General features: G+C 63.9%; 24 protein-coding genes and 1 riboswitch. Of the genes, 13 read left to right on the forward strand and 11 right to left on the reverse strand.

Annotation, left to right across the window (positions count from 1 at the left end):
* Positions 1-117 precede the first annotated feature (117 nt).
* Genes AC1RKI_RS07840 through eda form a run of 3 tightly spaced genes read left to right on the forward strand, consistent with a single transcriptional unit; the run spans position 118 to position 3,030 of the window.
* Complete coding sequence (locus tag AC1RKI_RS07840) at positions 118-1,386, forward strand: amino acid deaminase (RefSeq protein ID WP_251164635.1); 1,269 nt, start codon at positions 118-120, stop codon at positions 1,384-1,386.
* An 18-nt stretch (positions 1,387-1,404) separates the two neighbouring features.
* Positions 1,405-2,340: a sugar kinase gene (locus AC1RKI_RS07845; RefSeq protein WP_150980551.1), complete on the forward strand. Its 936-nt coding sequence runs from the start codon at positions 1,405-1,407 to the stop codon at positions 2,338-2,340.
* 48 nt (positions 2,341-2,388) lie between these two features.
* Positions 2,389-3,030: a bifunctional 4-hydroxy-2-oxoglutarate aldolase/2-dehydro-3-deoxy-phosphogluconate aldolase gene (gene eda, locus AC1RKI_RS07850; RefSeq protein ID WP_490714775.1), complete on the forward strand. Its 642-nt coding sequence runs from the start codon at positions 2,389-2,391 to the stop codon at positions 3,028-3,030.
* Positions 3,031-3,255: 225 nt separating this feature from the next.
* On the opposite strand, the gene AC1RKI_RS07855 is transcribed toward eda, so the two are convergent.
* The 3 genes from AC1RKI_RS07855 to AC1RKI_RS07865 all read right to left on the reverse strand — a co-directional run bounded on the left by AC1RKI_RS07855 (position 3,256) and on the right by AC1RKI_RS07865 (position 6,731).
* Positions 3,256-3,387, reverse strand: a complete 132-nt coding sequence (locus AC1RKI_RS07855; RefSeq protein WP_061956640.1) for an entericidin A/B family lipoprotein — start codon at positions 3,385-3,387, stop codon at positions 3,256-3,258.
* Between the two features lie 216 nt (positions 3,388-3,603).
* A complete protein-coding gene (locus AC1RKI_RS07860) occupies positions 3,604-4,938 on the reverse strand; it encodes an EAL domain-containing protein (protein ID WP_492796139.1) in 1,335 nt (444 codons plus the stop codon).
* 476 nt (positions 4,939-5,414) lie between these two features.
* Positions 5,415-6,731 (reverse strand): hemolysin family protein, encoded by a 1,317-nt coding sequence (locus AC1RKI_RS07865; protein ID WP_492796137.1) that lies wholly within the window; start codon positions 6,729-6,731, stop codon positions 5,415-5,417.
* 331 nt (positions 6,732-7,062) lie between these two features.
* On the opposite strand from AC1RKI_RS07865, the gene AC1RKI_RS07870 reads away from it, so the two are divergent.
* The 3 genes from AC1RKI_RS07870 to AC1RKI_RS07880 all read left to right on the forward strand — a co-directional run bounded on the left by AC1RKI_RS07870 (position 7,063) and on the right by AC1RKI_RS07880 (position 9,746).
* Positions 7,063-7,956 carry a helix-turn-helix domain-containing protein gene (locus AC1RKI_RS07870; RefSeq protein ID WP_244787975.1) on the forward strand — a complete coding sequence of 298 codons (894 nt, stop codon included), beginning with the start codon at positions 7,063-7,065 and terminating at the stop codon, positions 7,954-7,956.
* A gap of 77 nt (positions 7,957-8,033) precedes the next feature.
* A riboswitch (FMN riboswitch) is annotated at positions 8,034-8,195 on the forward strand.
* A gap of 126 nt (positions 8,196-8,321) precedes the next feature.
* Positions 8,322-9,017 (forward strand): 3,4-dihydroxy-2-butanone-4-phosphate synthase, encoded by a 696-nt coding sequence (ribB, locus tag AC1RKI_RS07875; RefSeq protein WP_492796134.1) that lies wholly within the window; start codon positions 8,322-8,324, stop codon positions 9,015-9,017.
* Between the two features lie 159 nt (positions 9,018-9,176).
* A complete protein-coding gene (locus AC1RKI_RS07880; protein WP_244787973.1) occupies positions 9,177-9,746 on the forward strand; it encodes a surface-adhesin E family protein in 570 nt (189 codons plus the stop codon).
* 96 nt (positions 9,747-9,842) lie between these two features.
* Here AC1RKI_RS07880 and AC1RKI_RS07885 read toward each other — a convergent pair whose 3' ends face one another.
* Both AC1RKI_RS07885 and AC1RKI_RS07890 read right to left on the reverse strand, forming a co-directional pair.
* On the reverse strand, positions 9,843-10,244 hold the full coding sequence (locus AC1RKI_RS07885; RefSeq protein WP_061956734.1) for an RT0821/Lpp0805 family surface protein: 402 nt from the start codon (positions 10,242-10,244) through the stop codon (positions 9,843-9,845).
* A 221-nt stretch (positions 10,245-10,465) separates the two neighbouring features.
* Positions 10,466-10,663 (reverse strand): hypothetical protein, encoded by a 198-nt coding sequence (locus AC1RKI_RS07890; RefSeq protein WP_150980563.1) that lies wholly within the window; start codon positions 10,661-10,663, stop codon positions 10,466-10,468.
* 156 nt (positions 10,664-10,819) lie between these two features.
* Here AC1RKI_RS07890 and AC1RKI_RS07895 point away from each other — a divergent pair, with 156 nt between their 5' ends.
* Positions 10,820-12,334 (forward strand): glucan biosynthesis protein G, encoded by a 1,515-nt coding sequence (locus AC1RKI_RS07895; RefSeq protein ID WP_150980766.1) that lies wholly within the window; start codon positions 10,820-10,822, stop codon positions 12,332-12,334.
* Positions 12,307-14,913, forward strand: a complete 2,607-nt coding sequence (gene mdoH / locus AC1RKI_RS07900; RefSeq protein WP_084003964.1) for a glucans biosynthesis glucosyltransferase MdoH — start codon at positions 12,307-12,309, stop codon at positions 14,911-14,913. The genes AC1RKI_RS07895 and mdoH overlap by 28 nt, the downstream gene beginning before the upstream one ends.
* Positions 14,914-15,028: 115 nt before the next feature.
* Here the strand turns inward: mdoH and AC1RKI_RS07905 are convergent, their stop codons facing one another.
* On the reverse strand, positions 15,029-15,610 hold the full coding sequence (locus AC1RKI_RS07905; protein WP_061956654.1) for a hypothetical protein: 582 nt from the start codon (positions 15,608-15,610) through the stop codon (positions 15,029-15,031).
* A 264-nt stretch (positions 15,611-15,874) separates the two neighbouring features.
* Between AC1RKI_RS07905 and AC1RKI_RS07910 the strand changes: the two genes are divergently transcribed.
* Positions 15,875-17,098 (forward strand): Bcr/CflA family multidrug efflux MFS transporter, encoded by a 1,224-nt coding sequence (locus tag AC1RKI_RS07910; RefSeq protein WP_061956656.1) that lies wholly within the window; start codon positions 15,875-15,877, stop codon positions 17,096-17,098.
* Between the two features lie 120 nt (positions 17,099-17,218).
* On the opposite strand, the gene AC1RKI_RS07915 is transcribed toward AC1RKI_RS07910, so the two are convergent.
* Both AC1RKI_RS07915 and AC1RKI_RS07920 read right to left on the reverse strand, forming a co-directional pair.
* Positions 17,219-18,085, reverse strand: a complete 867-nt coding sequence (locus AC1RKI_RS07915; protein ID WP_061956658.1) for a mechanosensitive ion channel family protein — start codon at positions 18,083-18,085, stop codon at positions 17,219-17,221.
* 248 nt (positions 18,086-18,333) lie between these two features.
* Positions 18,334-19,536 (reverse strand): ammonium transporter, encoded by a 1,203-nt coding sequence (locus AC1RKI_RS07920; protein WP_061956660.1) that lies wholly within the window; start codon positions 19,534-19,536, stop codon positions 18,334-18,336.
* A 572-nt stretch (positions 19,537-20,108) separates the two neighbouring features.
* Here AC1RKI_RS07920 and AC1RKI_RS07925 point away from each other — a divergent pair.
* The 3 genes from AC1RKI_RS07925 (at position 20,109) to AC1RKI_RS07935 (ending at position 21,601) form a co-directional block, all read left to right on the forward strand.
* Entirely contained in the window at positions 20,109-20,390 is a 282-nt protein-coding gene (locus AC1RKI_RS07925; protein WP_008651272.1) for an HU family DNA-binding protein, read from the forward strand.
* A gap of 201 nt (positions 20,391-20,591) precedes the next feature.
* Complete coding sequence (locus tag AC1RKI_RS07930) at positions 20,592-21,080, forward strand: acyl-CoA thioesterase (RefSeq protein ID WP_061956662.1); 489 nt, start codon at positions 20,592-20,594, stop codon at positions 21,078-21,080.
* A 71-nt stretch (positions 21,081-21,151) separates the two neighbouring features.
* The gene (locus AC1RKI_RS07935; protein WP_084003969.1) at positions 21,152-21,601 is read left to right on the forward strand and encodes a CreA family protein; all 450 of its coding nucleotides are present in this window, start codon (positions 21,152-21,154) and stop codon (positions 21,599-21,601) included.
* 60 nt (positions 21,602-21,661) lie between these two features.
* Here the strand turns inward: AC1RKI_RS07935 and AC1RKI_RS07940 are convergent, their stop codons facing one another.
* The 3 genes from AC1RKI_RS07940 to AC1RKI_RS07950 all read right to left on the reverse strand — a co-directional run bounded on the left by AC1RKI_RS07940 (position 21,662) and on the right by AC1RKI_RS07950 (position 25,364).
* Positions 21,662-23,437 (reverse strand): class I adenylate-forming enzyme family protein, encoded by a 1,776-nt coding sequence (locus tag AC1RKI_RS07940; RefSeq protein WP_227460955.1) that lies wholly within the window; start codon positions 23,435-23,437, stop codon positions 21,662-21,664.
* 25 nt (positions 23,438-23,462) lie between these two features.
* On the reverse strand, positions 23,463-24,227 hold the full coding sequence (locus tag AC1RKI_RS07945; protein ID WP_061956666.1) for an SDR family oxidoreductase: 765 nt from the start codon (positions 24,225-24,227) through the stop codon (positions 23,463-23,465).
* A gap of 204 nt (positions 24,228-24,431) precedes the next feature.
* Positions 24,432-25,364 carry an arylamine N-acetyltransferase family protein gene (locus AC1RKI_RS07950; RefSeq protein WP_492796128.1) on the reverse strand — a complete coding sequence of 311 codons (933 nt, stop codon included), beginning with the start codon at positions 25,362-25,364 and terminating at the stop codon, positions 24,432-24,434.
* 152 nt (positions 25,365-25,516) lie between these two features.
* Here AC1RKI_RS07950 and AC1RKI_RS07955 point away from each other — a divergent pair, with 152 nt between their 5' ends.
* On the forward strand, positions 25,517-26,014 hold the full coding sequence (locus AC1RKI_RS07955) for an Mpo1 family 2-hydroxy fatty acid dioxygenase (RefSeq protein ID WP_492796126.1): 498 nt from the start codon (positions 25,517-25,519) through the stop codon (positions 26,012-26,014).
* Positions 26,015-26,150: the final 136 nt, after the last annotated feature.

Here is a 26,150-nt window from a genome sequence, read left to right on the forward strand (position 1 = left end):
CGGCGGCCATCGTCGGGGCCATCGCGGGCACAGCGTGTTACTTTATAACAAGGATGAAATATCGTAGTTTCAAGGCTATGATTACGTCAATCGAATTTTTACAGGGTGATGTCAGCCATGCGTGAGACAAAGTACCAGACGGGAATGATCGATCCGCTGAACAAGGCGCTCGGCCGTCTGGACGCACCGCTGGCGCCGGCCGAGGCGAGCCGGCCCGACTGGCAGCTGCTGCAGGAAGACCTGAGCCTGCCCGCGGCCGTGCTCTACGAGGACCGGCTCGTTCACAACCTTCGGTGGATGCGCAATTTCATGGGCGCGTATGGCGTGAAGCTGGCGCCGCACGGGAAGACGACCATGGCGCCCAAGCTGTTTGCGCGTCAGCTTGCCGAGGGCGCGTGGGGTATCACGCTGGCCACTGCGCAGCAGACTGCCGCCGCCGCCGCGCATGGTGTGAAGCGCGTGCTGATGGCCAACCAGCTGGTGGGCCGTCGCAATATGGAGATCGTCGCCGACCTGCTGCGCACGCCTGATTTCGAGTTTTTTTCGCTGGTCGATTCAGCCGAACTGGTCGATCAGCTCGGTGCGTTTTTCCGCGCGCGCGGGCAGACCCTGCAGGTGTTGCTGGAGCTCGGTGTGCCTGGAGGGCGTACTGGCGTGCGCGACGCCGCGCAGCAGGCCGAAGTGCTCGAAGCGCTGTCGCGCTGGCCCGATGCGCTGTCGCTGGCCGGCGTGGAAGTCTACGAAGGCGTGTTGCAGCAGGAGTCGGACATCCGCGCGTTCCTGCAGCGCACCGTGGCCGTCACGCGCGAATTGGCCGCCGCAGGCCGGTTCGCGCGCAGTCCCGTCGTCATGTCCGGGGCGGGATCAGCTTGGTACGACGTGGTGGCCGAGGAGTTCTCGCGCACCGAGATTGGTGTGCCGATCGATATCGTGCTGCGCCCGGGCTGCTATCTGACCCACGACGTCGGCATCTACCGCGCGGCGCAGGAGCGCATCCTGTCCAGCAATCCCGTGGCGCAGAAAATGCGCGAGGGACTGCTGCCTGCGCTGCAACTGTGGGCGTACGTGCAGTCGATTCCCGAGGCGACCCGCGCGATCATCGGCATGGGCAAGCGCGACGCCGCGTTCGATGCCGGCATGCCGATCCCCGCGCAGATCTATCGCCCTGGTACGCAAGCGCCGCGCGCAACGCCCGCGCACTGGCAGGTGACGGGCATGATGGATCAGCACGCCTATCTGGAAATTGCCGCTGGCGATGACGTGCGCGTCGGCGATATGATTGCCTTCGACATTTCGCATCCGTGCCTGACGTTCGACAAGTGGCGGCACATTCCCGTGCTGGACAGCCAGTTGCGCGTCATCGACATCGTGCAAACGTTCTTCTAATACAGGAGTGGCACGCGCATGAGCATCGATATCCTCGCCTATGGCGAACCGCTGGTCGAATTCAACCAGCAGCCCGGCGACGCCACCCGCTATCTGCAGGGCTTTGGCGGCGACACGTCCAACTTTGCGATTGCCGCCGCGCGCCAGGGCGCCAGTGCGGGCTACATCAGCGCGGTCGGCGCGGACAGTTTTGGTGAACGGCTGCTTGCGCTGTGGACGCAGGAGCGCGTTGACACGCGGCATGTGAGCGTCGATGCCGCAGCGCCCACCGGCGTGTACTTCGTGTCGCACGACAGCCATGGCCATCGCTTCGATTACCTGCGCGCGGGGTCGGCAGCGAGCCGTTATCACCACGAACAGTTACCGCTTGCGGCCATAGCGCAGGCGCGATATCTGCATCTGTCTGGCATCAGCCTGGCCATCAGCACCTGTGCGTGCGATACGGGCCTCGCGGCGATGGAGCACGCGCGCAAAGCCGGCGTGAAGGTTTCGCTCGATACCAACCTGCGCCTGCGCCTGTGGTCGCTGGCGCGCGCACGCGGCATCATGCGCGAGGCGTTTTCCCTGACCGATATCTGCCTGCCAAGCTGGGACGACATCACGGTGCTGACCGGGCTGGACGATCGCGACGCCATCGTCGATCACCTGCTCGAATGCGGCGTGGGCGTGGTGGCGCTGAAGCTGGGCGAGGAGGGCAGCTATGTGGCGACGCCCGAATCGCGCACGCTGGTGCAGCCGTATCCCGTCAAACCCGTCGACGCCACCGGCGCCGGCGATTGCTTTGGCGGCAGCTTTATCGCGCGGCTGTGCGCCGGCGACGACCCCTTCGAGGCCGCGCGCTACGCGAACGTGGCCGCCGCGTTGTCGACCACCGGCTATGGCGCGGTGGCGCCGATCCCGCACGCCGAAACCGTGCGGGCGCGCCTGGAACAAAACATCTCCGTGATTGCCTGACTTGCCATTGGTGCAATGTCGGCCCGGTCAACCTTTTCGAACCCAGTCATGCAAATTCAACCTTCCCCCTTGCTCGCGCGCCTGACCAATGTGCCGGTGATCCCGGTGCTGGAATTCCATTCGGTGGACGAAGCCCTGCATGTCAGCGAAGCGCTGGTGAGCGGCGGCCTGCCCATGCTCGAAATCACGCTGCGCACGCCGGTGGCCTTGCAGGCCATGGAGGCGGTGGCCAAGGCGCTGCCGCAGGCCGTGGTGGGCGCCGGCACAGTGCTCAGCGTGGAACAGCTGCACGCGGTGCGGGACGTCGGCGCGCAGTTCGCCGTGTCGCCCGGCCTGACCGAAAAGCTCGCCGTGGGCGCGCAGGGCGCGGGTATCTCGCTGCTGCCGGGCGTCGCGACGGCCAGCGAGGCGATGTTCGCGCTCGAATGCGGCTTTTCGTTCCTGAAGTTCTTTCCGGCCGAGGCGGCCGGCGGCGTGCCGATGCTGAAATCGCTGTTCGGGCCGTTGTCGCAACTGAAATTCTGCCCAACCGGCGGCATCGACCTGGCTAAGGCGGCCACCTACCTGGCGTTGCCCAATGTGGTGTGCGTGGGCGGGTCGTGGGTGGTGCCGAAGGACGCCGTGGCAGCGAAGGATTGGTCGCGCATCCGCAAGCTGGCCGAGGAGGCCGCGCAACTGCGGCTGGGATGAAGAGTGGGATCGCGGCCACGGTAGGGCTTTTCGGGTACGAGCCGGTTACCGTTGGGGAGCCGCGGTGCTCCGCGGGATAAGTGGCAATTGGTATGACTTTCCCTGCACGCGCGTTCCTTGCCTGTAAAAACTACAAGACGGCGTCGGTTTGACCTGCGGAACGTGGACCAATACAAAGGGGCGCCAGCGGCGCCCCTCTTTACTGCAACGGCCAAATCGAATCGATTACTTCGATTTTTCAGCAGAGGTTTCCAGCTTCTGACCGCCCTTCTGGACATCCTGGCCAAGGCCAGCCATCGTATTGCAGCCTGCCAGCAGCGTGGCAACGAGTACGCACCAGATCCATCCTTTTTTCACGAGTGGCTCCTTTCGGGATAGTAAGAAGTGGGCACATTTTAACGTCGCCCCAGCCGCAGTCGATGCAGGATGTGTGCCAATTTGTAAATACGAAAAGAACCGACAGACAGCGTGTGCGAAGCGGGGCGGACAAGATCGATTTAATCGGGCGTTTGCGGCCGGTGCGGTGGGTCCGGTCGGCGTTGCCAATGCGCAGGCGTACTCGAAGCGCGCCGGTTATGGCTTGAGCAACCGGGCCGCGCGTTCCGCGATGGCGGCGTGCGTCTGCGCCAGCCATTGCGCCGGGAACGGCTGGGCCAGCAGGTAGCCTTGCACAATGTGACATCCCCATTGGCGTACGAGGTCCAGCTGGACCTGCGTCTCCACGCCCTTCACGCAGACCGCAGCGCCGTGCGCCGTGGCGAGCCTGCACGCAGCCTGCAAGGCGCTTGTCATGTCATGTTTCTGACGAGCATGGCCGAGGTTTCGGGCGTCGAGTGTCACCAGATCGGGTTCGACCAGTAGCAGCGCGCGACGGCTTCCCTCGTCGTCGGTGAAATCGTTTAGCGCGATGCGCACGCCGGCTTCACGAAGTTGTGCGGCTTTCGCGGAGGTTTCGGGAGAATCCGGGACGCTGCCGACGGGCACCTCGATGCAGATCTGACCCGGCGAGATGCCGTGGGCCTCGATGGCGCCGCGCAACATCGCGATGGCCTCGTCCGACTGCAGTTGTGAATCGGACACCAGGAGTGTGAACGTCATGCCACGGACGCACTTCGTTTCGCGAACAAGTTGCAACAACTGCTGCAACGTCCAGCGGCCAATTTCGCTCATCAGGCCGATGGCGTCGGCAGCGGGCAGAAAATCCTGCGGCGCGACGCGACCCAGCACGGGATGCTGCCAGCGCAGCCGTACCGTGTAGCCGGTGATGGCGCCGGTGGAAAACGTGGCCCGAGGCTGCAGTTGCAGACTCAGTTCACCGCGTTCGATCGCGCCGGGCAGTGCGCTCAGCAAGGCGGCCAGCCGGGGCGCGGCAGGGCGCTGGGCCGAGCCGATGCCGTCGCCGCCGCGCCGGTTCACTTGCAGCATGGCGTCGAATGCTTGCTGTAGATGGCGTTCGGTGCCGGCATCGGGATGATCGATGGCGACGCCGATGCTGCACGAGAGAAACAGCTCGAAGCCATCGACCTGATAGGGTCGATTCAAAGCCTCGGCAATGGTCCGGCTCAGCGCATCGGGGTTTTCGACGTTGTCTGGCAATACGCAAGCAAGGCCGAGGTCCGCAGGTCCGAGCCATTGCATGACAACCGGCATCGCGGCGAGGCCGGCGACGCGCGACTTTACCTGCGCGCGGAGCAAATGTGCGCGATGTAGACCGATGGTGGCGCAGGCGTGCGCAAAGCGGTCCAGCCGCACCACCAGCACGGCCAGCGAATGCGCTGCGCCAAAGTGCGCGCGGTGTTCTTCCAGCGCGGCAAGGAACGCGGCCGGCTGAACCTCGGCGATTCGCCGATCGTCAAGTGACCCTTCGCCGGCCTCGTCAGCTGGCGCGTCGTTGTTTGTTCGATCCATCTAGACTCATGCTGGCAGCGAGGTCATCTCTGCAATGGCCACCGGCGATACCCCGACATCCGGACTGCACCCCGTATTGGCTGCGCTACGCGCGCCTATTTTTTAAGCGTCTACGTAGTATTGCGGAACCTCTACGCGACATAGCCGGGATCATACGGCAGCAGCGGGGAAATTCGGATAACGACGATGTCGACGTGGCGCGCGCGTCGCACAGGTGTTTGATTTGGCGCAATGTTGCGAGTATTGCTGACCTTGTCGTCTTGACCGGTTGACCCGAATGGCGATAGGGCCTGCGAAATGCACGCTGTAAATGCGACAAGCGGGACAACTGCGGCGTCGGAGGTCTTGGATACCTCAGCGACAAGCAGCGCAGCTTGAGGGATCGCCTGCGACGGCTGTCGAAGTGCAAAAAAATGGGCGCTCGATGCGCCCATTGGTTGTTGTTTCCCGCATGCGGGAATCGATCGTTGGCAAGATCAGCCAGTCGTTTCGGGTTCCGGACCGTCCTCGGGAGGGATGCGCGAAGCCAGCACCTTGTCGATGCGTTTGCCGTCCATGTCGATGATTTCGAACTTCCAGTCGGCCCACTGCACGGAGTCGGCAGTTTGCGGCAGGCGTCCCAGCAACAGCAGCAGCATGCCGGACAGCGTGTGATAACGCTCCTTGTCTTCCTCGGGAACCGAGCGCAGGCCGATGCGATCCTTGAGTTCCGGGATCGGAATCAGGCCGTCCAGCAGCCACGAACCGTCGTCGCGCTGCACCGCCCATTCCTCGCCTGCCGTTTCGGTCTTGAATTCGCCGGTAATTGCCTCGATCAAATCCTGCAGCGTGACCAGACCCAATACTTCGCCGTACTCGTCGATTACGAAAGCGATCTGCCCGCCCGAAGAGCGGAAGTTTTCGAGCAGCTCCATGCCGGTAACGCTTTCCGGCACAAATACCGCGGCCTGCAGCACAGCGGTCAGGTCGGCCTTTTCGCCGCGCAGGCGACGCGCCAGCAGCTGGCGTGCGCTGACGACGCCCAGGATGTCGTGCATGCCGCCGCGCACCACCGGAAAGCGCGAGTGATCGGATTCTTCGATGCGACGGATGTTCTCTTCTTCGGTCGCCTCGACATCGAGATAGACCACGTCACCGCGCGGCACCATCAGCGACGCCAACTGGCGGTCGTCCAGGCGGAATACGTTGCGCACCATCGTGTGCTCGTGGCGCTCGATCACGCCAGCTTCCGAACCCTCCACCAGAAGCGCGTGGATTTCTTCCTCGGTTACAGCGGGGCCCCGGTCGGTCTTGACGCCCATTAAGCGCAGCACCAGTTGCGTGGAGCCGGACAGCAGCTTGACGAATGGCTTGGACGCGACGGAAAGAAACGAGATGGGGCGCGCCGCCAGGCGTGCGATGGCCTCGGGCGCCATCTGGCCCAGGCGCTTGGGCACGAGTTCGCCCAGCACGATCGAGAAGTAGGTCAGGCCCGCCACAACGATGGCGGTGGCCGCGTAGCCGGCCGTGGTCGCCGGCAGGCCTGCCACGCCCTGCAGCCAGATGGCGAGCGGCGTGGCGAGCGTGGATTCGCCAACCACGCCATTCAGTACGCCGATCGATGTGATGCCGATCTGTACAGTGGACAGAAATCGGGTGGGATCTTCTCCAAGCTTCACGGCCGCCATGGCGCCGCGGTCGCCTTCGTCGATATAGCGCTGCAATCTGGCCTTGCGGGCCGTGACGAGCGCGATTTCGGACATGGCGAACAGGCCGTTAAGCAAAATGAGCGCCAAGAGTATGGCTATTTCCATCAGGGTGCGCGCCCTGTGCGCGCGGGAATTGAAAAATCAGAGCATACCATTCGCACCTTGCACCGCTGTGTCGCAGTGGCGTGCAAAGCACCTAAACACAGCAATATTCATGCCGTCCGTGGGGCCACTGCGGCAATGCCGGGCGATGTCCCCTGGACGGAGCCGGGCATGGCAAGCAATCCATCGCCAAGGTTTATCGCTGCTCCCGCACCGCCGCCATGCGAATTGTCTGAAAGGCGCGTGCCGCGTCCAACTCTGGCTTGTCGCTGAATTGCGCCAATTACGTTGCAGGTAGTCGCGCAGCACTACAGCCCGTGCTGTAATGCCAGCCATGGAAACGCTCACGCCCGGTTCTGAAACCGCTCTCGATTTTCCTGGACTCTTGCGCTACTGGCGCGGCAAGCGCGGCTATAGCCAACTGGCGCTGTCGCTGGCCGCGGGTGTTTCGCAACGGCATATCAGTTTTCTCGAGTCTGGTCGTGCGCGGCCGAGCCGCGAAATGGTGGTAGCGCTGGCCGATCGGCTTGGCGTGCCGCTGCGGCAACGCAACGCGCTGCTGCTGGCCAGCGGCTACGCGCCGGCATACAGCGAGCACACGCTGGCATCGCCGCCGATGCAGATGGTGCGTCATGCGATCGCGCTGATCCTGTCCAAGCAGGAGCCATATCCGGCGGTCGTGCTCGATCGATTCTGGAACCTGATCGACGCCAATCAGGCGTACCGCCGCATGCTCGACAAGCTGCTCGCGGGGCGCGCGCCAACCACGCTGGACGATGCGCACGGGCGCATCAACCTGATGCTGGCGGTATTCGATCCCAACGGGCTGTGGCCGGTGATCGAGAACGCGCGCCAGGTGGGGCGCTACCTGTTGCGGCGTGTCTGGCAGGAACTGCAGGTGCAGGCGCATGATCAGGCCGCGCGCGAGATATTCCGGCGCATCGCGGCCTGGCATCCCGATATGGTCGGGCCGGGCGGCATGCTGCTGGCCGACGACGATGCGCAGGAGAGTTCGCCCGGCCCGCTATTGCCAGTGGTGGTGCACGCCGGAGATTTTCGGGCGTCGCTGTTTTCCACGCTGACCACGCTCGGCAATCCGCGGGACGTGACGCTGCAGGAAATGCGCATCGAGTGTTTCTTTCCCGCCGACGATGCCACGCGGCAGGTGTTCGAATCGCTTGCGAAGGCGCCATCTCCAACGGCGCCCGCCGCCGCGCCCGCGGCATAGCGTCGTACTTCCGCCAGAAAAGCACACTCGTGCTAACATCACCCCGCCGCTGTCGCCGTCACGCCGCAGCGGCGTCGTTACGTCTTCAGGGCGGGGTGAAAGTCCCCACCGGCGGTATGTGGCAGGTGTCGAAAGATGCGTAGCCACGAGCCCGCGAGCGCCCGCATTCCCGTGCGGGGTCAGCAGATCTGGTGAGATGCCAGGGCCGACGGTCATAGTCCGGATGAAAGAAGATGGGCGAAATTCGCATGCATTTACGTACGCTCGCGGCCATGGTCGCGCGGCGTGCTGTTGTGTCTTGCGCGTTTTGCTGATCGTTCCCCTGAAACGCCCATGGAAACATTACTGCACGGAGCGTTTCACCAATGCTGACTCTTACCCAAACTTCCCCGTCCAATCTGTCGGAACTGCCTGGCGATAGCGTTGCCGCGTCCGATGCCGATGCGCGTCCGCTTGGCGAACGCATCGCGCAGGCGCTCGATGCCATGCGCGAAGGGCGGCCCGTTGTGTTGCTCGACGACGATGACCGCGAAAACGAAGCGGACCTGATTCTTGCGGCCGAATGCCTGACGCAGGCCAATATGGCGATGATGATCCGCGAATGCAGCGGCATCGTATGCCTGTGCCTGACCGCCGAAAAGGTGCGCCAGCTGGGCCTGCGCCCGATGGTCGAGAACAATCGCAGTCAGTACGGCACGGCGTTTACCGTGTCGATCGAGGCGCGCGAGGGCGTGAGCACCGGCGTCAGCGCGGCGGACCGCATCACCACGATTCGCGCCGCCATCGCCGACGATGCCGGCATTGATGCCGTGGTCAGTCCGGGGCATGTATTCCCGCTGGTGGCCGTGGACGGCGGCGTGCTGCAGCGCCGCGGGCATACCGAGGGCTCGGTCGAGCTGGCCCGCATGGCGGGACTGACGCCGGCGGCTGTGCTGTGCGAACTGATGAATCCCGACGGCACCATGGCGCGCCGCGCGGAAGCGCTGGCCTTTGCGCAGATGTATCAACTGCCGGTGCTGACGATTGCCGATCTGGTCGCCTGGCGCGAAATCCACGGTTGACGGGGCAGGGCGCGCGCCGCGCGCCGCGCGCCAGATCGCCTTCGAACCGCATCGGCCATGCTCGTTGAGGACAATTGTTCATCGCCTATCGTGCTGCGATGCGCCCATGCTGTGCGAAAATGCCGGGGCCTTTTTTCCCGTCCTTATGAGGGTTTCCCGATGTTTTTTCGCATTTTCTCGCGCGTGACGCTGCTTGTTGGCGCGTGTTTCAGTCTTGTCGCGCAGGCCGAATCGAATGGTGTGGCGCCTCTCAACAACGTCCCTGTGCGGCCAGCCGCGGCGAGCGCGCTGTATCAATGCCAGGGCGCCGCGGGCGGCACGGTGTTTCGTGCGTCGCCGCGCGATGGCTGCACGATGGTGGCTTCCGCCGACCCCGCGCCCCCGGATCCCCAGCGCTGGCTGCCGCTGATGGGCACCAACGGCATGATTTCCTATCTGGACCAGACGTCGATCCGCCGACGCGGTGTCGAGGTCGGCGTGGCATTGGTGCATAACGTGCCGCCTGGCGTGATCAAGACCACCAGCGGCGACACAATTCGCTCCTCTTTGAAGCGGATGGTGCTGAACTGTGCCACGTCGATGTACGCCGTAATCGAACAGACGCTGTACAGCAAGCGCTACGCGCGCGGCGATTCGCTTTATACGATGCGCGGTCCCCAGTCCGGCATGCCACAGCCGGCGGCCTCCGGCACGCTGGCGGGCGATCTGGTCGCTCGCCTGTGCCGCTAGGCGCTCCGTTGCGCCGGTAAATCGGATCCGCGTCCCGGGCCGGATTTACCGGACGCGGCCGGAAATGCAGCCGGCAATCGCGGCGTTTGTCAGCCGTCAGTCCGCCACGTGGCGTGCTTTCCAGGTGCCGTCCGACTGCTTGCAGAACCAGCCCGACCACGCTTCGGTGGCGCTGCCGCGCTGCAGTTCCGATTTCAAACGTCGGCAGGTCTGGCCGTTGTCGGTCTTGGTGGCGACGGGGCTGATCGTGCCATCCACGGCCTGACGCCGACCCTCGGCGGGGTAGTGCCATTCCACCACCTTGTTGTCCTCAGTGTCCTTGAGCGCAGTGCGCACGGCTTTCTGCAGCGACGCCGCTTCCTTCTGCGTCAGCGTGCCGACGATGCTGCCGGACAGGTAGTTCTCGAAATAGGCGAGTGCGGGCTGGGCGGAGCCGATAAGCAGTGCGAGGCCGACGCCGGCGGCGACGGCGGGGCGGAATTGGCGCAGAACGGGCATGGCGGTTCCTTGTTGGTGAAAAGCCTTGATGCCGCCGATTGTAATCTCGGGATGTCGGCTTAGGCGCATTGCGATGCACAAAGTCGGGGGCGCGCAGTGCGGCGGACCGGTCCGCAAGGCGTCGATCTCGTCAAATATTGCCCGTGCCGATAGCGCCCATGGCATACGCGCACATGGCCTATGCTTGTCTTGCGCCCGCAAACCCACGCCGGATGCGGCTTTCAGCCCACCGGTGAGACATTTTGTTTCAAACGTTGCGGCACCGAAACGTGACTTTTAAGGCGCGGATTGATAAGGTTCGGCAATCGCAATGCAACAATCGCGACAAGCTCCATGCATCGTTTTTCCTCCAGGTTTGAGCACGCTTTCGACATCGTCACCGTCGTGTTACTGCCTGGTCCGTCTTTTGCTCCGGCCATCAGTTGAAATTTTCCGACGCACTCCGGACGGCACGCTCCGTCCGGTGGCCTGATTTCCCACCAACCCTGCTATCGGCTTTCATGTCCGCTCACCCGACATCGCTCCATTCCGCCCATCGTCCGACCGCCGCGCCCGCGCGCCGATACGTCGGCAGGATGCCCGGGCTGGGACGATGGTTAAGCGGTGGCGTGCTGGCCGTGATGGCGCTTTCCGCGCATGCGTTCGACTTCGAAACGGTGGCGGCGCGTGCGCGGCAGTTGTCGGGGTCGCCGTACAAGCCGGTCAAGGCGCAGGAGTTGCCGCGCGAGTTGAAGGACCTGTCGTACGAGCGGTATCGCGAGATCGAATACAAGCCTGAGCGCTTTGCCTGGCGCGGCGCTCGCCTGCCGTTCGAGATCTCGTTTTTCCACGAAGGCATGGTGTTCGACCAGCCCGTCAGGATCAACGAGGTGGTCAACAACAGCGTGCGTGAATTCCGCTTCGATCCGGCGGCATTCAACTATGGATCGCACAAGGTGGACGCGGCCAAGCTCAAGGGGCTGGGATTTGCCGGCTTCCGGTTGATGTATCCGCTCAACCAGGGCAAGCGCAAGGATGAACTGGCGTCGTTCCTCGGCGCGAGCTATTTCCGCGCGGTCGGCAAGGACCAGTGGTATGGCCTGTCGGCGCGCGGTCTCGCGGTCGATACCGCGCTGAATTCGGGCGAGGAATTTCCACGCTTCGTCGAATACTGGATCGAACGTCCCGGCCCCAACGACAAGCAACTGACGATCTACGCGCTGATGGACTCGCGCCGCATGAGTGGCGCGTATCGCTTCATCATCAAGCCTGGCAACGAGACCGTGATGGAAGTGAAGTCGCGGCTGTTCCTGCGCGAGAACGTGACCAAGCTGGGTCTGGCGCCGCTCACCAGCATGTATCTGTTCGGCGAGAACCAGCCGTCCCAGACGGCGGACTTCCGTCCGGAAGTGCATGACTCCGACGGCCTGTCGGTGCAGCTCGGCACCGGAGAGTGGATCTGGCGTCCGCTGGTCAATCCGAAGCGCCTGCTGGTGACGTCCTTCGGCGCCACCAATCCGCAGGGTTACGGGCTGATGCAGCGCGACCGCAGCTTCGACAATTACCAGGAAATCGGCGCGTGGTACGAGCGCAGGCCGAGCGCGTGGGTCGAGCCCAGGGGCAATTGGGGATCGGGCCGCGTGGAGCTGGTGCAGATTCCGACGCCCGATGAGACCAACGACAACGTGGTGGCTTTCTGGGTGCCCGACAACCCGCCCAAGCCCAAGCAGGCGTTCGACTACGAATACCGGCTGAAATGGCAGAAGGACGGCGAGAACCTGCCGCCGCTGTCGTGGGTCACGCAGACGCGCCGCGGACAAGGCATGACGCGCAAGCAGGACGACACCAGTTTTTCGCTGGTGGTGGACTTCGAAGGACCGGCGTTCAAGCGGCTGCCCGAAGAGGTGCGGCTGGATCCGGTGGTTTCGGCGGACGCCAATGGCGAAGTGCTCAAGACAACGGTCCAGCGCAACGAGGCCACGGGTGGCTGGCGCATGACGATGTTCATGCGGCGCAAGGACGAGAACAAGCCGGTTGAGTTGCGCGGCTATCTTCGCAACGGCAATACAACGCTATCCGAGACATGGAGCTACATCTTACCCCCCGGCTAAAGCAGCGCCCGGCCCAGGCGGCGGCAGCATGCGAGCGATATGTCGATCGGCTGCCGGCTTCGCCCGAACTGCGTAGCGAGTTGCTGGCCGATACCCCGAAGTCGCTGATGTCGAGCGTCCCGACCGAAGGGATCGAGGTGCCATCGGCCATGATTGAATTGCAGACGCGCCTGGCTGGGCGCGATCCGAAGGACAAGGACGCGAACGCTTTGAACCAAGGCAACGCGCCGGGCGGCGCCACATACGCATCGGTCGGACGCCGCTTCACGATGGCCTACGGCAATCCGCAGGTCGACGGCAAGCCGTTGCTGCAACGGCGCGACGACGGCACCGTGCATGTCGCCACCGGTCCCGAGCCGCAGCGCGCGTCGATGGTGCCGCGGCAATGGCCGCCGCACATCATCTGGGGCGGTCTGCGCAACGCGTGGCGCCGCATGCTCGGCCGCCCGCCGGTGCCGGAAACCTGGGATACGCTGCACGACGGCCCCGATGCCGAAGGCAAATGGCATCCGGCCGGCTCGCATCGCCGCTGGTTCCTGCTGGCGCTGGTAGTCGTCCAAACCATCATGGCCACTTATTTCATGGCCAAGGTGCTGCCCTATCACGGCGCCGATCCGCTTGAAGCGGCCATTCTTGCGCTGTTCGCCATCCTGTTCGCGTGGGTGTCCGCGGGGTTCTGGACGGCGATGATGGGATTCCTTGTGCTGCTAAAGGGCGGCGACCGGCATCTGATATCGCGCACCGCAGCCAGCGATGCGCCGATCCCCGCCGACGCGCGCACCGCGGTCATCATGCCGATCTGCAACGAGGACGTGACGCGCGTGTTTGCCGGATTGCGCGCGACGTACGAATCGCTGGAGCGCACGGGCGAACTGCAGCATTTCGATTTCTTCGTGTTGTCCGATAGCGGCAATCCCGACCTGCGCACCGCCGAACACGATGCGTGGATGGAGATCTGCCGCGCGGTGGGCGGGTTCGGCCGGATCTTCTATCGCTGGCGCCGCCACCGCGTGAAGCGCAAGACCGGCAACGTCGCGGACTTCTGCCGCCGCTGGGGCAGCAAGTATCGCTACATGATCGTGCTCGATGCGGACAGCGTCATGAGCGGCGAGTGCCTGGCCACGCTCACCCGGCTGATGGAAGCGAATCCCGGCGCCGGCATCATCCAGACCGCGCCGCTGGCAGTGGGGCGCGACACGCTTTACGCCCGTGTGCAGCAGTTCTCGACGCGCGTCTATGGGCCGCTGTTCACCGCGGGCCTGCACTATTGGCAACTGGGCGAATCGCACTACTGGGGCCACAACGCCATCATCCGCGTGAAGCCTTTCATGGAGCACTGCGGGCTGGCGCCATTGCCGGGCAAGGGGCCGTTGTCCGGCGAAATCCTCTCGCATGACTTCGTCGAAGCGGCCATGATGCGCCGCGCGGGCTGGGGCGTGTGGATCGCCTATGACCTGCCGGGCTCGTTCGAAGAACTGCCGCCGAACCTGCTCGACGAAGTCAAGCGCGACCGGCGCTGGTGCCAGGGCAACCTGATGAACTTCAGGCTGTGGATGAAGCAAGGGTTCCACGCGGTGCACCGCGCGGTGTTCCTCACCGGCATCATGGCCTATGTGTCGGCGCCGCTGTGGTTCCTGTTCCTGCTGCTGTCGACGGCCGCGCTGGCCAAGCACGCGCTGGTGCCACCCGAGTATTTCACCAAGCCCTACCAGCTGTTTCCGACGTGGCCGGAATGGCATCCGGAAAAGGCCCTGGCGCTGTTCTCGGCCACGGCCACCCTGCTGTTTCTGCCAAAGCTGGCCAGCGTGATCCTGCTGCTCAGGGATGCCAGGCAGTATGGCGGTGTGGTCCGCCTGTTCCTCAGCATGTTGATCGAGATGACGTTCTCGGCGTTGCTCGCGCCCACGCGCATGCTGTTCCACACCAAGTTCGTGATTGCCGCGTACAGCGGCTGGGGCATCTCGTGGAAGTCGCCCCCGCGCGAAGACGCGGAGACCACCTGGGGCGAAGCGTTCCGTCGCCATGGCTGGCACACGGTGCTGGGTCTGGTGTGGGGCGCCGGCGTGTACTGGCTCAGCCCGGGTTTCATCTGGTGGCTGCTGCCAATCGTCGGTTCGCTGGCGCTATCGATTCCGCTTTCGGTGATGCTGTCGCGCGTGTCGCTGGGACGCGCCGCACGCCGAGCCGGCCTGTTCATGATTCCCGAAGAATCGGTCGTGCCGCGAGAAATCGTCGAGACGCAGCAGCATGTGGAGAGCGCGCAGGAGCCGCCGAAGTTTGTCGATGCGGTGGTCGACCCAGTAGCCAATGCGCTGATGTGCGCCACTGCCAGCGCGCGCACGATCCAGCCGCAGACCGCGCGCATGCAGCACGCGTCGCTGGTGCAGCACGCGCTGACCAACGGCCCGAACTCGCTGTCCGCAGCGCAGAAGCACATCCTGCTTGGCGATCCGTTTGCCTTGTCGAAGCTGCACGAACTGGTTTGGGGTTCGCCGCTGGCCGATGCGGCGTGGAAGGAGACACGGGTGCTGATGCGCCGCGCGCCCAACGTGTTGCCATTGCGACCACGCGCGGCATAAGCGCGCAGGGGCGCTTTCAGAGAAAAGGCAAGCCGGGTGCTTGCCTTTTTTATTGGGCGCGACTATCCGGAAGCCGCTGGCATAAGAACCGCAAAGTTTTAAACGACTCGGCGATTTATCGCAGTGCCGATACGCAGATCGGCGCGTTGATATAGACGTCGCCGACGCGGCGTTCGCCACGGTCGTTGCGGGTCATATAGCGGAACATCATGCTCACGCCAAGCTTGGTGAGAATTTCGACGTCGCGATTGGCGCAGATGTTGCGCTGGAGCGGCGCAGCATAGCTGACCTCGAAGCTGGCCAGATCGAGCATCGGTCCGCGATAGTTGGTCAGTTCGAGCTGGAACAGGACGTGTTTGCCGGGGATCGACTGGCAACGCCGCAGACGCGTTTCGCCATCGATTTCCATGGGCAGCGCATCGTTGAGCTGACGGCAGGCGCGCGCCAGCACGCTGTCTGGCCGATTGGTATTGCGCAGCAGTTCGGGGACGCCGGCGCCGCCGGTGTTCTGGCCGGTGGCGGCGCCCTTGAGCATGCGCGCCAGTGCTTCGGCTTCGTCGACCACCACGGGCGCGGGCGACGGTGCGGATGCCACAGCGGGCGGCCTGCCCGGCGCGGCCCTTGCGGGCAGCGACGGCAAGGCTGCAAGGGCAACCAGGCTCAGCGTAGCGATAAACGGCTTGGGTCGTATGGTCATGCGGGATAACGGTGCCGGGGACGGTCCCGTGATGATCCGTCGCCCGCGATGCGTCTGACTCCGTGGACTGGATGACATCCGTCCCGACAGGCACGCATTGTACCCTCCACCCCGCTGCACGTGAAAGCCACGCCACCCAAGTTGCCGTGCGTGCAGACGCTGTGCAGCGGATTTTCCACGCTACTTCGGACGACTTGACGGGCGCGCCGCAACGCGCTGGCGTGCTATGCAACAATTGCGTCTTGCCTTTTGCGGATTCCCCCCATGACGTCCTCGACAAGCTCGCCTTCCAGTGCGCGCTTTCCCCTCTGGCTGCTGATCTGCGCGTCGCTGACCGCTATCGCGCCGCTTTCGATCGACATGTACCTGCCGAGCTTTCCTGCGCTGGCTGCCGATCTGCATACCGATATCGGCCAGGTACAGCTCACGCTGGGCACGTTCCTGGTGGGGCTGGCAATCGGTCAGGCTTTTTACGGGCCGATCAGCGATCGCTTTGGCCGCAAGGCGCCGCTCTATATCGGACTGGCACTCTACGGACTGGCAGCGGCCGGATGTGCCATGGCGACGAGCGTCGAATCGCTGATGCTGTGGCGTTTTCTGCAGGCGCTGGGCGGGTGCACCGGGCTGGTCGTGTCGCGCGCGGTGATACGCGACAGGCTCGAGGCGCGTGAATCCGCGCGTGCGTTTTCGTCGCTGATGCTGGTGATGGGCCTGGCGCCGATCCTCGCTCCGCTGATTGGCGGCGCGGTGCTGGCGGCCAGCGGATGGCGCGCCATCTTCTGGATTCATGCCGGCGCGGCGGTGCTGCTGCTGTGGCTGGTGCATGCACGCATGGAAGAATCGCTCGATCCGCAGCGACGCCGCACCCTGCATCCGGGTACGGTGCTGCGCAGCTACTGGGAGCTGCTGCGCGATCGTGAATTCCTCGGCTATTCGCTGGCGGCGGGATGCGTGCAGGGCGGCATGTTTGCCTACATCGCAGGCTCGCCGTTCGTGCTGATCGAACTGCATGGCATCGATCCCTCCCACTACGGCTTCGTTTTCGGCGCCAACGCGTTTGGCCTGATCGCAATGTCGCAGGTCAACGCGCGGCTGGTGCGGGCGCGCGCGCTCGATGACGTGCTGCGCCACGCGTTGTTTGCACCATGCCTGGCGGGCCTGGTGCTGGCGGCCACCGCACTGGCGGGCGTGGCATCGTTACCGGTGCTGCTGCTCTGCTTCTTCGTATTCCTTGCCGGACTCGGCTGCATCACGCCCAATGCGTCGGCACTCGCGCTGGCGCACCAGAGTCATCGCGCCGGCACGGCTTCGGCGCTGATGGGCACGTTGCAGTTCGGCTTCGGCACGCTGGCCGGTGCGGCAGTCAGCCTGTGGCACGACGGCACGGCGTTGCCGCTGGCCGTGGTCATGGCGATCTGCGGCAGCGGCGCGGTGCTGCTGCGCCTCTATGGCCGGGCCGGCGTACACAGGCCCCGTCCTGCCGCATAGTTCCATGGCACATCGGCCGGCATGCACGTCAGGCACGGCGCGTCGCATGCGTTGCGCCGCGCCGGTTCTTCGTTGCTTATGCCGTCCGTTATGCCGTCCGTTATGTCGTCCCGTATGCCATCACGCGGCCTGGTTGGCGGGCTCGACAGGCGCGATCGACACGGCAGGCGCGCTTTGCATGACCACCAGTTGCGCAGGCATCGGCGCGGCAAATCCGGCCTGGCCGAAGCTGTCGCGAATCGTGCGATTGGTATCGAAATACACCTGCCAGTAGTGGTCGTTGTGGCAATGCGGCCGCACGGCCAGCACCGGGCCCACCAGTGTAAATTCCAGGATCTCCACGTCGACCGGCGGATCGCTTAGCACGTTGGGGATCGCGGCGATTTTTTCCTTGAGCAGCGCAATCGCGGCCATCGCGTCCGTGGTGCCGGCGAGTTGGGCTTTCAGTTCGACGCGGCGATACGAATTGGCGCTGAAGTTCTGGATGGTGTCGCTGAAGATCTTGTTGTTGCCGATCACGGTCATGACGTTGTCAGGCGTGTCGATCGAGGTCGAAAACAAACCGATTTCGCGCACCGTGCCTGTGATGCCGCCAATGGTCACGAAATCGCCGACCTTGAACGGACGCAACACCACCAGGAATGCACCGGCCGCGAAGTTGGCCATCAGGCCGGACCACGCCATGCCGATCGCCACGCCCGCCGCGGCAATCAGTGCGGCGAAGGTGGTGGTCTGGATGCCGAAGTATCCGAGGATGCCGATCACCAGCACGACATTGAGCGTGACCGTCACGATCGAGCCGACATAGCGCAGCAGCGTGGGATCGACGCTTTGCCTCGACAGCGATTTCTGGACCAGACGGACCACGAAATGGATCAGCCATCGGCCCACGACCCAGAACGCCAGGGCCGCCAGGACCTTTATGCCGAATACGGTGGCGTAGCCGTAGATGACATCGCGAATGCTTTGCAGTGAGGTGGTATCCATGGGACACGCTCCTGTGATGAACGGGCAGGGAAGAATCACGGACAGCGAAAGAGCAAACGCTGCTGATAATGTCAGGATCGCGAGACACGCGTGTGTCGGCGTTTCGGAACGGGCAAGGGCATTATTGGGCGCGTCGCCATGAAACTTCAAGGCAATCTTTGTGAATGGAAAGCAAAACGGCCGGACCTCATGTCCAGCCGTTTTTCCTTGACGATCACCGTGTCCCTGGCGCGTGGCGCGCCATGCGGTTACCAGTTGGTTTCGCGCTCCGCGGTGGCGGAAATGCGGTGCAGCGTCAGGTCCGCGCCGTTGAACTCCTCTTCCGGATCCAACCGGATTCCCACCAGCTTCTTGAGCGCCCCGTAGACCACGGCGCCGCCCGCCAGTGCAATGACCACGCCCATGAGTGTGCCGATCAATTGCGCCAGCAACGATACGCCGCCAATGCCGCCCAGCGCCTTCGCGCCAAAAATGCCGGCGGCGATACCGCCCCACGCGCCGCACAGGCCGTGCAGTGGCCACACGCCCAGCACGTCATCGATGCGCCATTTATTTTGTGCAAGCGTGAACATGTAGACGAACAGCACGCCGGCCACGGCGCCCGTGATCAATGCGCCGAGCGGGTGCATCAGGTCCGAGCCGGCACATACGGCCACCAGCCCGGCCAGCGGGCCGTTGTACGCAAAGCCGGGGTCATTGCGCCCCACGGCCCATGCCGCCAGCGTGCCGCCGACCATCGCCATCAGGGAATTGATCGCGACCAACCCGCTGATCTTGTCGATGGTCTGCGCGCTCATCACGTTGAAGCCGAACCAACCGACCGCCAGCACCCAGGCGCCGAGCGCGAGGAACGGGATATTCGACGGAGGATGTGCGCTGATGCGGCCATCCTTCTGATAACGCCCGCGCCGCGCGCCGAGCAGCAACACCGCTGGCAGCGCGATCCAGCCGCCGACCGCATGCACTACGACCGAACCGGCAAAATCATGGAACGGCGCGCCTGCCACGGCGCTGATCCAGTCCTGAATGCCGAAGCGATTGTTCCAGGCGATGCCTTCGAAAAACGGATAGATAAAGCCCACCAGAACAAAGGTGGCAATCAGCTGTGGGTTGAAACGCGAGCGTTCGGCGATGCCGCCTGAAATGATGGCGGGAATGGCCGCCGCAAACGTAGCCAAAAAGAAGAACTTGACCAGTTCATGGCCGTTCTTTTGCGCCAGCGTTTCGGCGCCGGCAAAGAATTGCACACCGTACGCCACGGTATAGCCGATAAAGAAATACGCCAACGTCGATACCGCAAAATCGACCAGGATTTTCACGAGCGCATTTACCTGGTTTTTCTTGCGCACGGTACCCAGTTCTAGAAAGGCGAACCCTGCGTGCATCGCCAGCACCATGATTGCGCCGAGCAGGATGAACAAGGCATCCGTGCCAGTCTTCAAGTTGTCCATTGTGATCTCATGCTCAAAATGGGCGCATGAGTAAGCAAATACCGTTCCAGAAATTGTCATTTATGGGGATTGGCGCGCAAAGACGGTGCGCAGCGCACCTGCATGGGGTGTTCGGGGACCATGGACTGCGGTGTCGGCTTGCCAGTTCTGGCGCCGTGGCCGATAGCCGTCCGCATCGATGCGCCAAAACGACGCATGACGAAGTCATCGGCAGAACCAATTCGGTGCGCCATGGGCTTTCGCACCGAATCCGGGCATTTGTGCGTTGCACCTCATGTGGGCGTCCAAGCACATGAAAATGGCGCATTCGTGGCGTAAACGCCATTTTCCTGTCGCCTTGACGAAGTGCGCCGTTCGATGCGTCAACCTCGCCAAAAGTGACGAACCGATCGGGCAAATAAAGGGGTAAAACGCCCGCTAAGTCTTGTCGGAGAACGATTTCCGGCAGTTTTCGTTGCTTCGGTGCCACTAGGGATTGCCCAAGCCGCAAAGGGCAGATTAGACTGCGCCGATCGGACTTTTGCCAACTGGCATAAAGGTTCGGTGACGACGACCAACAAGGGAAATCAGCCATGAATAAAGGTGAACTGGTATCGGCCATCGCCGCGGAAGCAGAACTCAGCAATGCCGCCGCCGAGCGCGCGCTGAACGCTGCGCTGGACAGTATCAAGAAGGCAGTGGCCAAGGGGGACTCGGTTACGCTGGTAGGATTTGGCAGCTTCAGCTCGGGCAAGCGTGCAGCCCGTACCGGTCGCAATCCGCGCACCGGCGAAACGATCAAGATTCCGGCCGCCAAGACGGTGAAATTCTCCGCTGGCCAGGGTTTCAAGGACGCCGTGAACAAGAAGAAGTAAGCGCATCGTGTCCCAGCAGTAAAGAGAGCGGCCTGACGGGCCGCTTTTCTTTTGGGCGATCCATTCCGAACCGCCGTCGGTTCATCGTTCCAATACCGGTTTAGCGATGCCCGCCGCGCGATTGCAGCATTCGGCACGCCATTTGCGCGCGCGTCGAGTTACACTGCCCGCGCCTCAGGCTCGATTTCTGGATTTTCTGCGATGAACGATCTGTCCCACCAGCTTTCCATGACCGTGCTGATGACGCCGGACATGGCCAATTTCTCCGGCAACGTCCACGGCGGCACCATTCTCAAATACCTCGACATGGTGGCCTACGCATGCGCCAGCCGTTATGCCGGCCGCTACGTGGTGACGCTGTCGGTGGACCAGGTGGTGTTTCGCCAGCCGATTCATGTCGGCGAACTCGTGACCTTCCTGGCCGCGGTCAATTTCACCGGCCGCAGTTCGATGGAAATCGGCATCAAGGTGGTGACCGAGAATATTCGCAGCAAGGTCGTGCGGCATACCAACAGCTGCTATTTCACGATGGTGGCGGTGGACGACAACGGCACGCCGGCAGAAGTGCCGCCGCTGCAGCCGCGCGACGAGGTGGAGCGCCAGCGTTTCGAAGCGGCCAAGCAACGCCGCGCGCTGCGCCAAGAAATGGAAAAGCGTCACGACGAAATCAAGGGAGCGACGACAGAATGATGCGCAAGCTTGCCGTGCGGCCCGGCGGATTCGGCATGAGGGGCGCGTTTTGCATTTTTGGCGTGTTGGGCATGATGGCCGGATCGGTGTCGCTGTCCGACGTCGCGCATGCCGAGGAAATCGCCAGCGTCTCCACCAACTTCCGCATGACCGGCTCCGACAAGGTCGTGATCGAGGCGTACGACGATCCGCTGGTCGAAGGCATTACCTGCTACGTATCGCGGGCGCGCACTGGTGGCATCAAGGGCTCGCTCGGCATGGCCGAGGACCCGCCGGAGGCGTCCATCGCTTGCCGGCAGGTGGGCACGATCGCCTTCAAGGGGCCGCTCAAGGCGCAGGAGGACGTGTTTTCAGAGCGGATGTCGATTCTGTTCAAGACGCTGCACGTAGTGCGCGCCGTGGATCGCAAACGGAACACGCTGGTGTATCTGACGTACTCCGACCGTATCGTCAGCGGCAGCCCGCAGAATGCCGTGACTGCGGTGCCGGTGCCCGCCGCAACGCCGATTCCAACGCGGTGAGCGACGGCGCCGCCCGGATCCATGCGATGGACCCGGGCGCCGCATGCGGCGCGGGCGCGCCTACTCGAACAGCTTGCGCAGATTCGACTTGAGGATCTTGCCGTTGGGATTGCGGGGTAGCATCTCGTCGCGCACGATGATCCGTACCGGCACCTTGAAGGCCGCCAGCCGCTCGCGCACGAATGCCTGTAATTCCGCTTCAGTGGCGTGCGCGCCGGGCTTCAGGCTGACCACCGCGCCTGGCTCTTCGCCCAGCGTGCGATGCGCGATGCCGACCACTGCCGCATCCATCACGGCAGGATGCGCATACAGCGCACTTTCCACCTCGATGCAGTAGATGTTTTCGCCGCCGCGGATCAGCATGTCCTTCATGCGATCGACGATGTAGAGAAATCCTTCCTCGTCGAGGCGCGCAATATCGCCGGTGTGCAGCCAGCCATCGACGAATGTCTTGGCCGTAGCCTCGGGCTTGTTCCAATAGCCGTGCAGCACGTTGGCGCCACGCACCATCAACTCGCCGATTTCCCCGGGCGGCAGGGCGTTGCCGAAGCCGTCGTCGATCTTCATCTCGCCGATCGGCAGCGCGGGACCGCTGCTGTCGGGGCGAAACACGTATTCCTCGGCGCTATGGCTGGTGAATGTGGCGGAGGTTTCGGTCATGCCCCAACCGATGCCCGGCGCGGCGTGCGCAAACGCTTCCTGGATGCGCCGCACCAGTTCCGGCGACGCGGGCGCGCCGCCGTAGTTGATGTTCTCCAGCGACGATAAGTCGAATTCGGCTCGTTGCGGATGCTCGATGATCTGCCAGGCGATCGTCGGCACGCCGCCAGCGGCGGTGCAACGCTCGCGCTCGATCAATTCCATCGCGCGCAGCGTGTCCCAGCGATACATCAGCACGATCTTGCTGCCCGACGCCAGCGCCCCGTTCAGCACCGACATGCAGCCGGTGACATGAAAGAACGGCACGGCCAGCAGCATGCCTTTCTGCGGCGCATTGGGGTCGGGTTCCGGAATCGGCTCGCCGCGCCGCAGCAGGTTGCGCATGGGACTGAACTGCGCGCATACGGCAACCGTGCTGGCGTTGCGATGGGTGCCGACTGCGCCTTTCGGGCGGCCGGTGGTGCCCGAGGTATAGAAGATCGTGGCGTCGTCGTCCGGATCCAGCGGCACGGCGGGCAGCGATTGCGAGGGCAGCGACGGCCATGCGTCCGATTCGCCGATCACGCCCGCAAGCGGCACGATGCGCGGATCGTCGAAGCGCGCGTCCGCGGGCGCGCGCGACACGTAGATGCGCTCCAGCGCCGGACAGTTAGGCAGATGTTCGAGGATACGGTCGAGGCGCTCGTAATCGACGATGGCGACGCGGCTGCCTGAATCGGTCAGCCCGTATTCGAGTTCCGGACCGGTCCACCAGGCGTTCAGTGGCGTGACGATCGCGCCCGTAAGCAGCCCGGCATAGAACGCCACCGGCCATTCGGGCAGGTTGCGCATTGCCACCGCCACGCGGTCGCCCCGGCGCACGCCGTCCTTGACCAGCTGATGCGCCAGCGCGGTGGCGGCCAGTGCGAATGCGCGATAGCTGACGCGTTCGTCCTCATAGACCACGAACGTCTTGTCGCCCCACGCCGCGGCAATCAGGAACAGATCGCGCAGCGTGGGCGGCGCGTTCTTCCATACCGTGGTGGGGATGCCGCGCACGACGCGCGTCTCGGTTTCGAACGGCGCGCCGGGCGCGGTCAGCCGCGCGTGGGCTTCGGCGATCGACATGGCCGGCCATCCTGCGCCGGCCTGCGGAAGTTGCTGCGGATGCTGCGGATGCTGCGATTGTTGCGACATGCATGGCCTCCCCGCAAGAAACAGCTCAGATGGTGACGCCTCCGTCGACGACCAGCGCCTGGCCGGTCATGAACGTGCTGGCCGCCGATGCCAGGAAGCACGCGGCGCCGGCAATTTCCACCGGCTCTCCGATGCGGCGCAGCGGCGCGTTTTCGGTTGACTGCTTGTAGCGCACCGGGTCTTCCCACAGCGCACGCGCGAAATCGGTCTTGATCAGTCCCGGCGCGATGCAGTTCACGCGCACGTTATGCGGCCCGAACTCCACTGCCAGGTTACGCGCCAACTGGAAGTCGGCGGCCTTGGAGACGTTGTAGACGCCGATCGTCGGCGAGCCGCGCAGTCCGCCGATCGACGACACGATGATGATCGAGCCGTCTTTCCGGTCGATCATCTGCGGCGCAACCATCTGGATCAGCCAGTGATTCGAGATCACATTGTTGTCGAGCACCTTGCGGAACTGATCGTCGGAGACGCCGCTCATCGGGCCGTAGTACGGGTTGGATGCCGCATTGCAGACCAGCACGTCGACCTTGCCGAACACGCGATTGGTTTCGTCGACCAGATGCTGCAGTGCTTCCTTGGACGAGATATTGGCAGCCACCGCGAGCGCCGTGCCGGCGCCGTGCTGCGCGTTGATGGCGTCCGCCACTTCCTGGCAGGCTTCGGCCTTGCGCGACGAGATGACGACCTTCGCGCCCTGCACGGCAAGCTGTTCGGCGATGGCGCGGCCGATGCCGCGCGACGATCCGGTGATGATGGCAACCTTGCCCGACAGATCGAACAATGACATGCGTGTCTCCAGGTGGGTGGCTGCGGTACATGCCGCTGCCTGATTCGTGAATTGGCCGGGACATTATGGGCAGGCGCTCGCGTCCAGTCCACAGCCGCAGACGTGCGCGGCAAGCTGTATCAGCAAACTTTCTGCCGGCAATTCATGCGATGCATGTCGCGTACCGCAGGGCGACGCGATGCCGGCGGCCCCGGTGCAAGCGCGCTAGTCCGACGCTGCCAGAAGGGCGGGAAGGCGCACCTGCAGTGCGGCGCGCAAGCCTTCGTCCAGACGGATGCCGAAACGCTCCGACAGCAGTGCGATGACCGCATCGGGCGATTCCAGTTGCGTCCTGCGCACCGCACCATCGGTGCGGCGCTCGGCCAGACAGCCATTCGCCAGCGACAGCCGCGCACCGCTGTGGTCGGTGCGCGCCACCATCAACGTCTGTGTGAAATGGCTGTCCGGATGCGTGCTGACGTACCAGTTGCGCGCGACAAAATCGATCTGCGGCTGCGGCGTCAGGTCGAACCGGTACATCGCGCGCCAACTGTCTGCAGCGTCAGCGGTCGTGCGGTCGGGCGGGTCCTGGCCGTCGTGCGCGTCCTCTGCGACGCGTACCGCAAGCTCGTACGTATGAAATGCCGCACCGCCCGTGGCGGTCGATGCAGGCGCGGGCTGCAGCCGATAACCGGCATTCCTGTCGATCGGCAAGGACAACGGCAGCGCAAAATCCGGCGTCGGGCCACCGAAGCCGACATCGGCGATATGGCTTTCGTGCGCCACTTCGACGCGCAGCAGCATGTGCGAAAGCCCGGTCGGCGCGGTGTCGGGAACGTTCCAGCGCACGCGCGCGGCGAGTGGCGTGACGTGGAATCCCAGCGATTTCAGCCCGGCGCAGAACAGGGTATTGAGCTCGAAGCAGTAGCCGCCGCGGTGTTCGTCGACCAGATTGCGGAAGACCGACGGCAGGTCGATGTCCACGCGTCTTCCCGTCAGCGCGTCGAGGTTTTCGAACGGAATATGCGTCAGGTGCGCAGCGATCAGCGCGTCGAGCGCGGCCAGGGTAGGGGCTGGCGTGGCGTCGATGCCGATGCGCTGCAACCAGGCGGCGCGCTGGGGATCTGTCAATGCGGGAATCTCGTCGGCGGGCAGCATGATGGATAGGCAGAAATAGTGGGGCGGCTCGAACGGGCGTCATGGGCCTTTGCGGCCGGGCGCGGCATCACTAATATAGGCCCACATCAAAACCGCACGCGCGGCGGGGTTTCACGCATGACGCCGTGGCCCCGAAAACAAGGAGACGCCCCGTGAAAACCCTGATCGATCATTTGTCGAACTACGCGGCCTATCATCGCGATCCGCGCAACGTGCTGACGCACTTCATCGGCATCCCGATGATCGTGCTGGCCGTCACGGCGCTGCTGGGCCGGCCGCAATGGCCGCTGGGCGATGGCGCATGGTATCTGTCGCCCGCCATGATCGTCTACGCGCTGTCGTGTCTGTTCTATCTGCGTCTGTCGTTCGGATTCGGCCTGGCGATGGCAGCCATCCTGGCCCTCTTCGTCTGGGCGGGCGCGTGCATCGCAGCGCTTTCCACCGCTGCGTGGCTGCTGTCGGGCATCGGACTGTTCTTGCTTGGATGGGTGATTCAGTTCGTGGGCCACTACTTCGAAGGGCGCAAGCCGGCCTTCGTCGACGACCTTTCCGGCCTGATCGTCGGCCCGCTTTTCCTCGTGGCGGAAGCCGCTTTCGCAATGGGACTGGCGCGCGAAACACGCGAAGCGATGGTCGCGCACGCGCATTGAGCGAGGGAATTTTTCGCGGCAGCGCGTGCCTGACACACGCGAAAGTGGGGGGACGTCAGGCGTCTTGGCGTGTTTGCTGACGCAAACCAGCGACAAAACCCGGGGTTTTCACTTGGTTTGACCGATGCCACGTGAG

The sequence above is a fragment of the Cupriavidus sp. GW822-FHT06G04 genome (assembly GCF_058799075.1).

Excerpts from the sequence above, each read along its gene's own strand:
- AC1RKI_RS07840 (WP_251164635.1), top strand. The coding sequence starts at position 118 with ATGCGTGAGACAAAGTACCAGACGGGAATGATCGATCCGCTGAACAAG.
- AC1RKI_RS07845 (WP_150980551.1), top strand. The coding sequence starts at position 1,405 with ATGAGCATCGATATCCTCGCCTATGGCGAACCGCTGGTCGAATTCAAC.
- eda (WP_490714775.1), top strand. The coding sequence starts at position 2,389 with ATGCAAATTCAACCTTCCCCCTTGCTCGCGCGCCTGACCAATGTGCCG.
- AC1RKI_RS07860 (WP_492796139.1), bottom strand. The coding sequence starts at position 4,938 with ATGGATCGAACAAACAACGACGCGCCAGCTGACGAGGCCGGCGAAGGG.
- AC1RKI_RS07865 (WP_492796137.1), bottom strand. The coding sequence starts at position 6,731 with ATGGAAATAGCCATACTCTTGGCGCTCATTTTGCTTAACGGCCTGTTC.
- AC1RKI_RS07870 (WP_244787975.1), top strand. The coding sequence starts at position 7,063 with ATGGAAACGCTCACGCCCGGTTCTGAAACCGCTCTCGATTTTCCTGGA.
- ribB (WP_492796134.1), top strand. The coding sequence starts at position 8,322 with ATGCTGACTCTTACCCAAACTTCCCCGTCCAATCTGTCGGAACTGCCT.
- AC1RKI_RS07880 (WP_244787973.1), top strand. The coding sequence starts at position 9,177 with ATGTTTTTTCGCATTTTCTCGCGCGTGACGCTGCTTGTTGGCGCGTGT.
- AC1RKI_RS07885 (WP_061956734.1), bottom strand. The coding sequence starts at position 10,244 with ATGCCCGTTCTGCGCCAATTCCGCCCCGCCGTCGCCGCCGGCGTCGGC.
- AC1RKI_RS07890 (WP_150980563.1), bottom strand. The coding sequence starts at position 10,663 with ATGGCCGGAGCAAAAGACGGACCAGGCAGTAACACGACGGTGACGATG.
- AC1RKI_RS07895 (WP_150980766.1), top strand. The coding sequence starts at position 10,820 with ATGCCCGGGCTGGGACGATGGTTAAGCGGTGGCGTGCTGGCCGTGATG.
- mdoH (WP_084003964.1), top strand. The coding sequence starts at position 12,307 with ATGGAGCTACATCTTACCCCCCGGCTAAAGCAGCGCCCGGCCCAGGCG.
- AC1RKI_RS07905 (WP_061956654.1), bottom strand. The coding sequence starts at position 15,610 with ATGACCATACGACCCAAGCCGTTTATCGCTACGCTGAGCCTGGTTGCC.
- AC1RKI_RS07910 (WP_061956656.1), top strand. The coding sequence starts at position 15,875 with ATGACGTCCTCGACAAGCTCGCCTTCCAGTGCGCGCTTTCCCCTCTGG.
- AC1RKI_RS07915 (WP_061956658.1), bottom strand. The coding sequence starts at position 18,085 with ATGGATACCACCTCACTGCAAAGCATTCGCGATGTCATCTACGGCTAC.
- AC1RKI_RS07920 (WP_061956660.1), bottom strand. The coding sequence starts at position 19,536 with ATGGACAACTTGAAGACTGGCACGGATGCCTTGTTCATCCTGCTCGGC.
- AC1RKI_RS07925 (WP_008651272.1), top strand. The coding sequence starts at position 20,109 with ATGAATAAAGGTGAACTGGTATCGGCCATCGCCGCGGAAGCAGAACTC.
- AC1RKI_RS07930 (WP_061956662.1), top strand. The coding sequence starts at position 20,592 with ATGAACGATCTGTCCCACCAGCTTTCCATGACCGTGCTGATGACGCCG.
- AC1RKI_RS07935 (WP_084003969.1), top strand. The coding sequence starts at position 21,152 with ATGATGGCCGGATCGGTGTCGCTGTCCGACGTCGCGCATGCCGAGGAA.
- AC1RKI_RS07940 (WP_227460955.1), bottom strand. The coding sequence starts at position 23,437 with ATGTCGCAACAATCGCAGCATCCGCAGCATCCGCAGCAACTTCCGCAG.
- AC1RKI_RS07945 (WP_061956666.1), bottom strand. The coding sequence starts at position 24,227 with ATGTCATTGTTCGATCTGTCGGGCAAGGTTGCCATCATCACCGGATCG.
- AC1RKI_RS07950 (WP_492796128.1), bottom strand. The coding sequence starts at position 25,364 with ATGCTGCCCGCCGACGAGATTCCCGCATTGACAGATCCCCAGCGCGCC.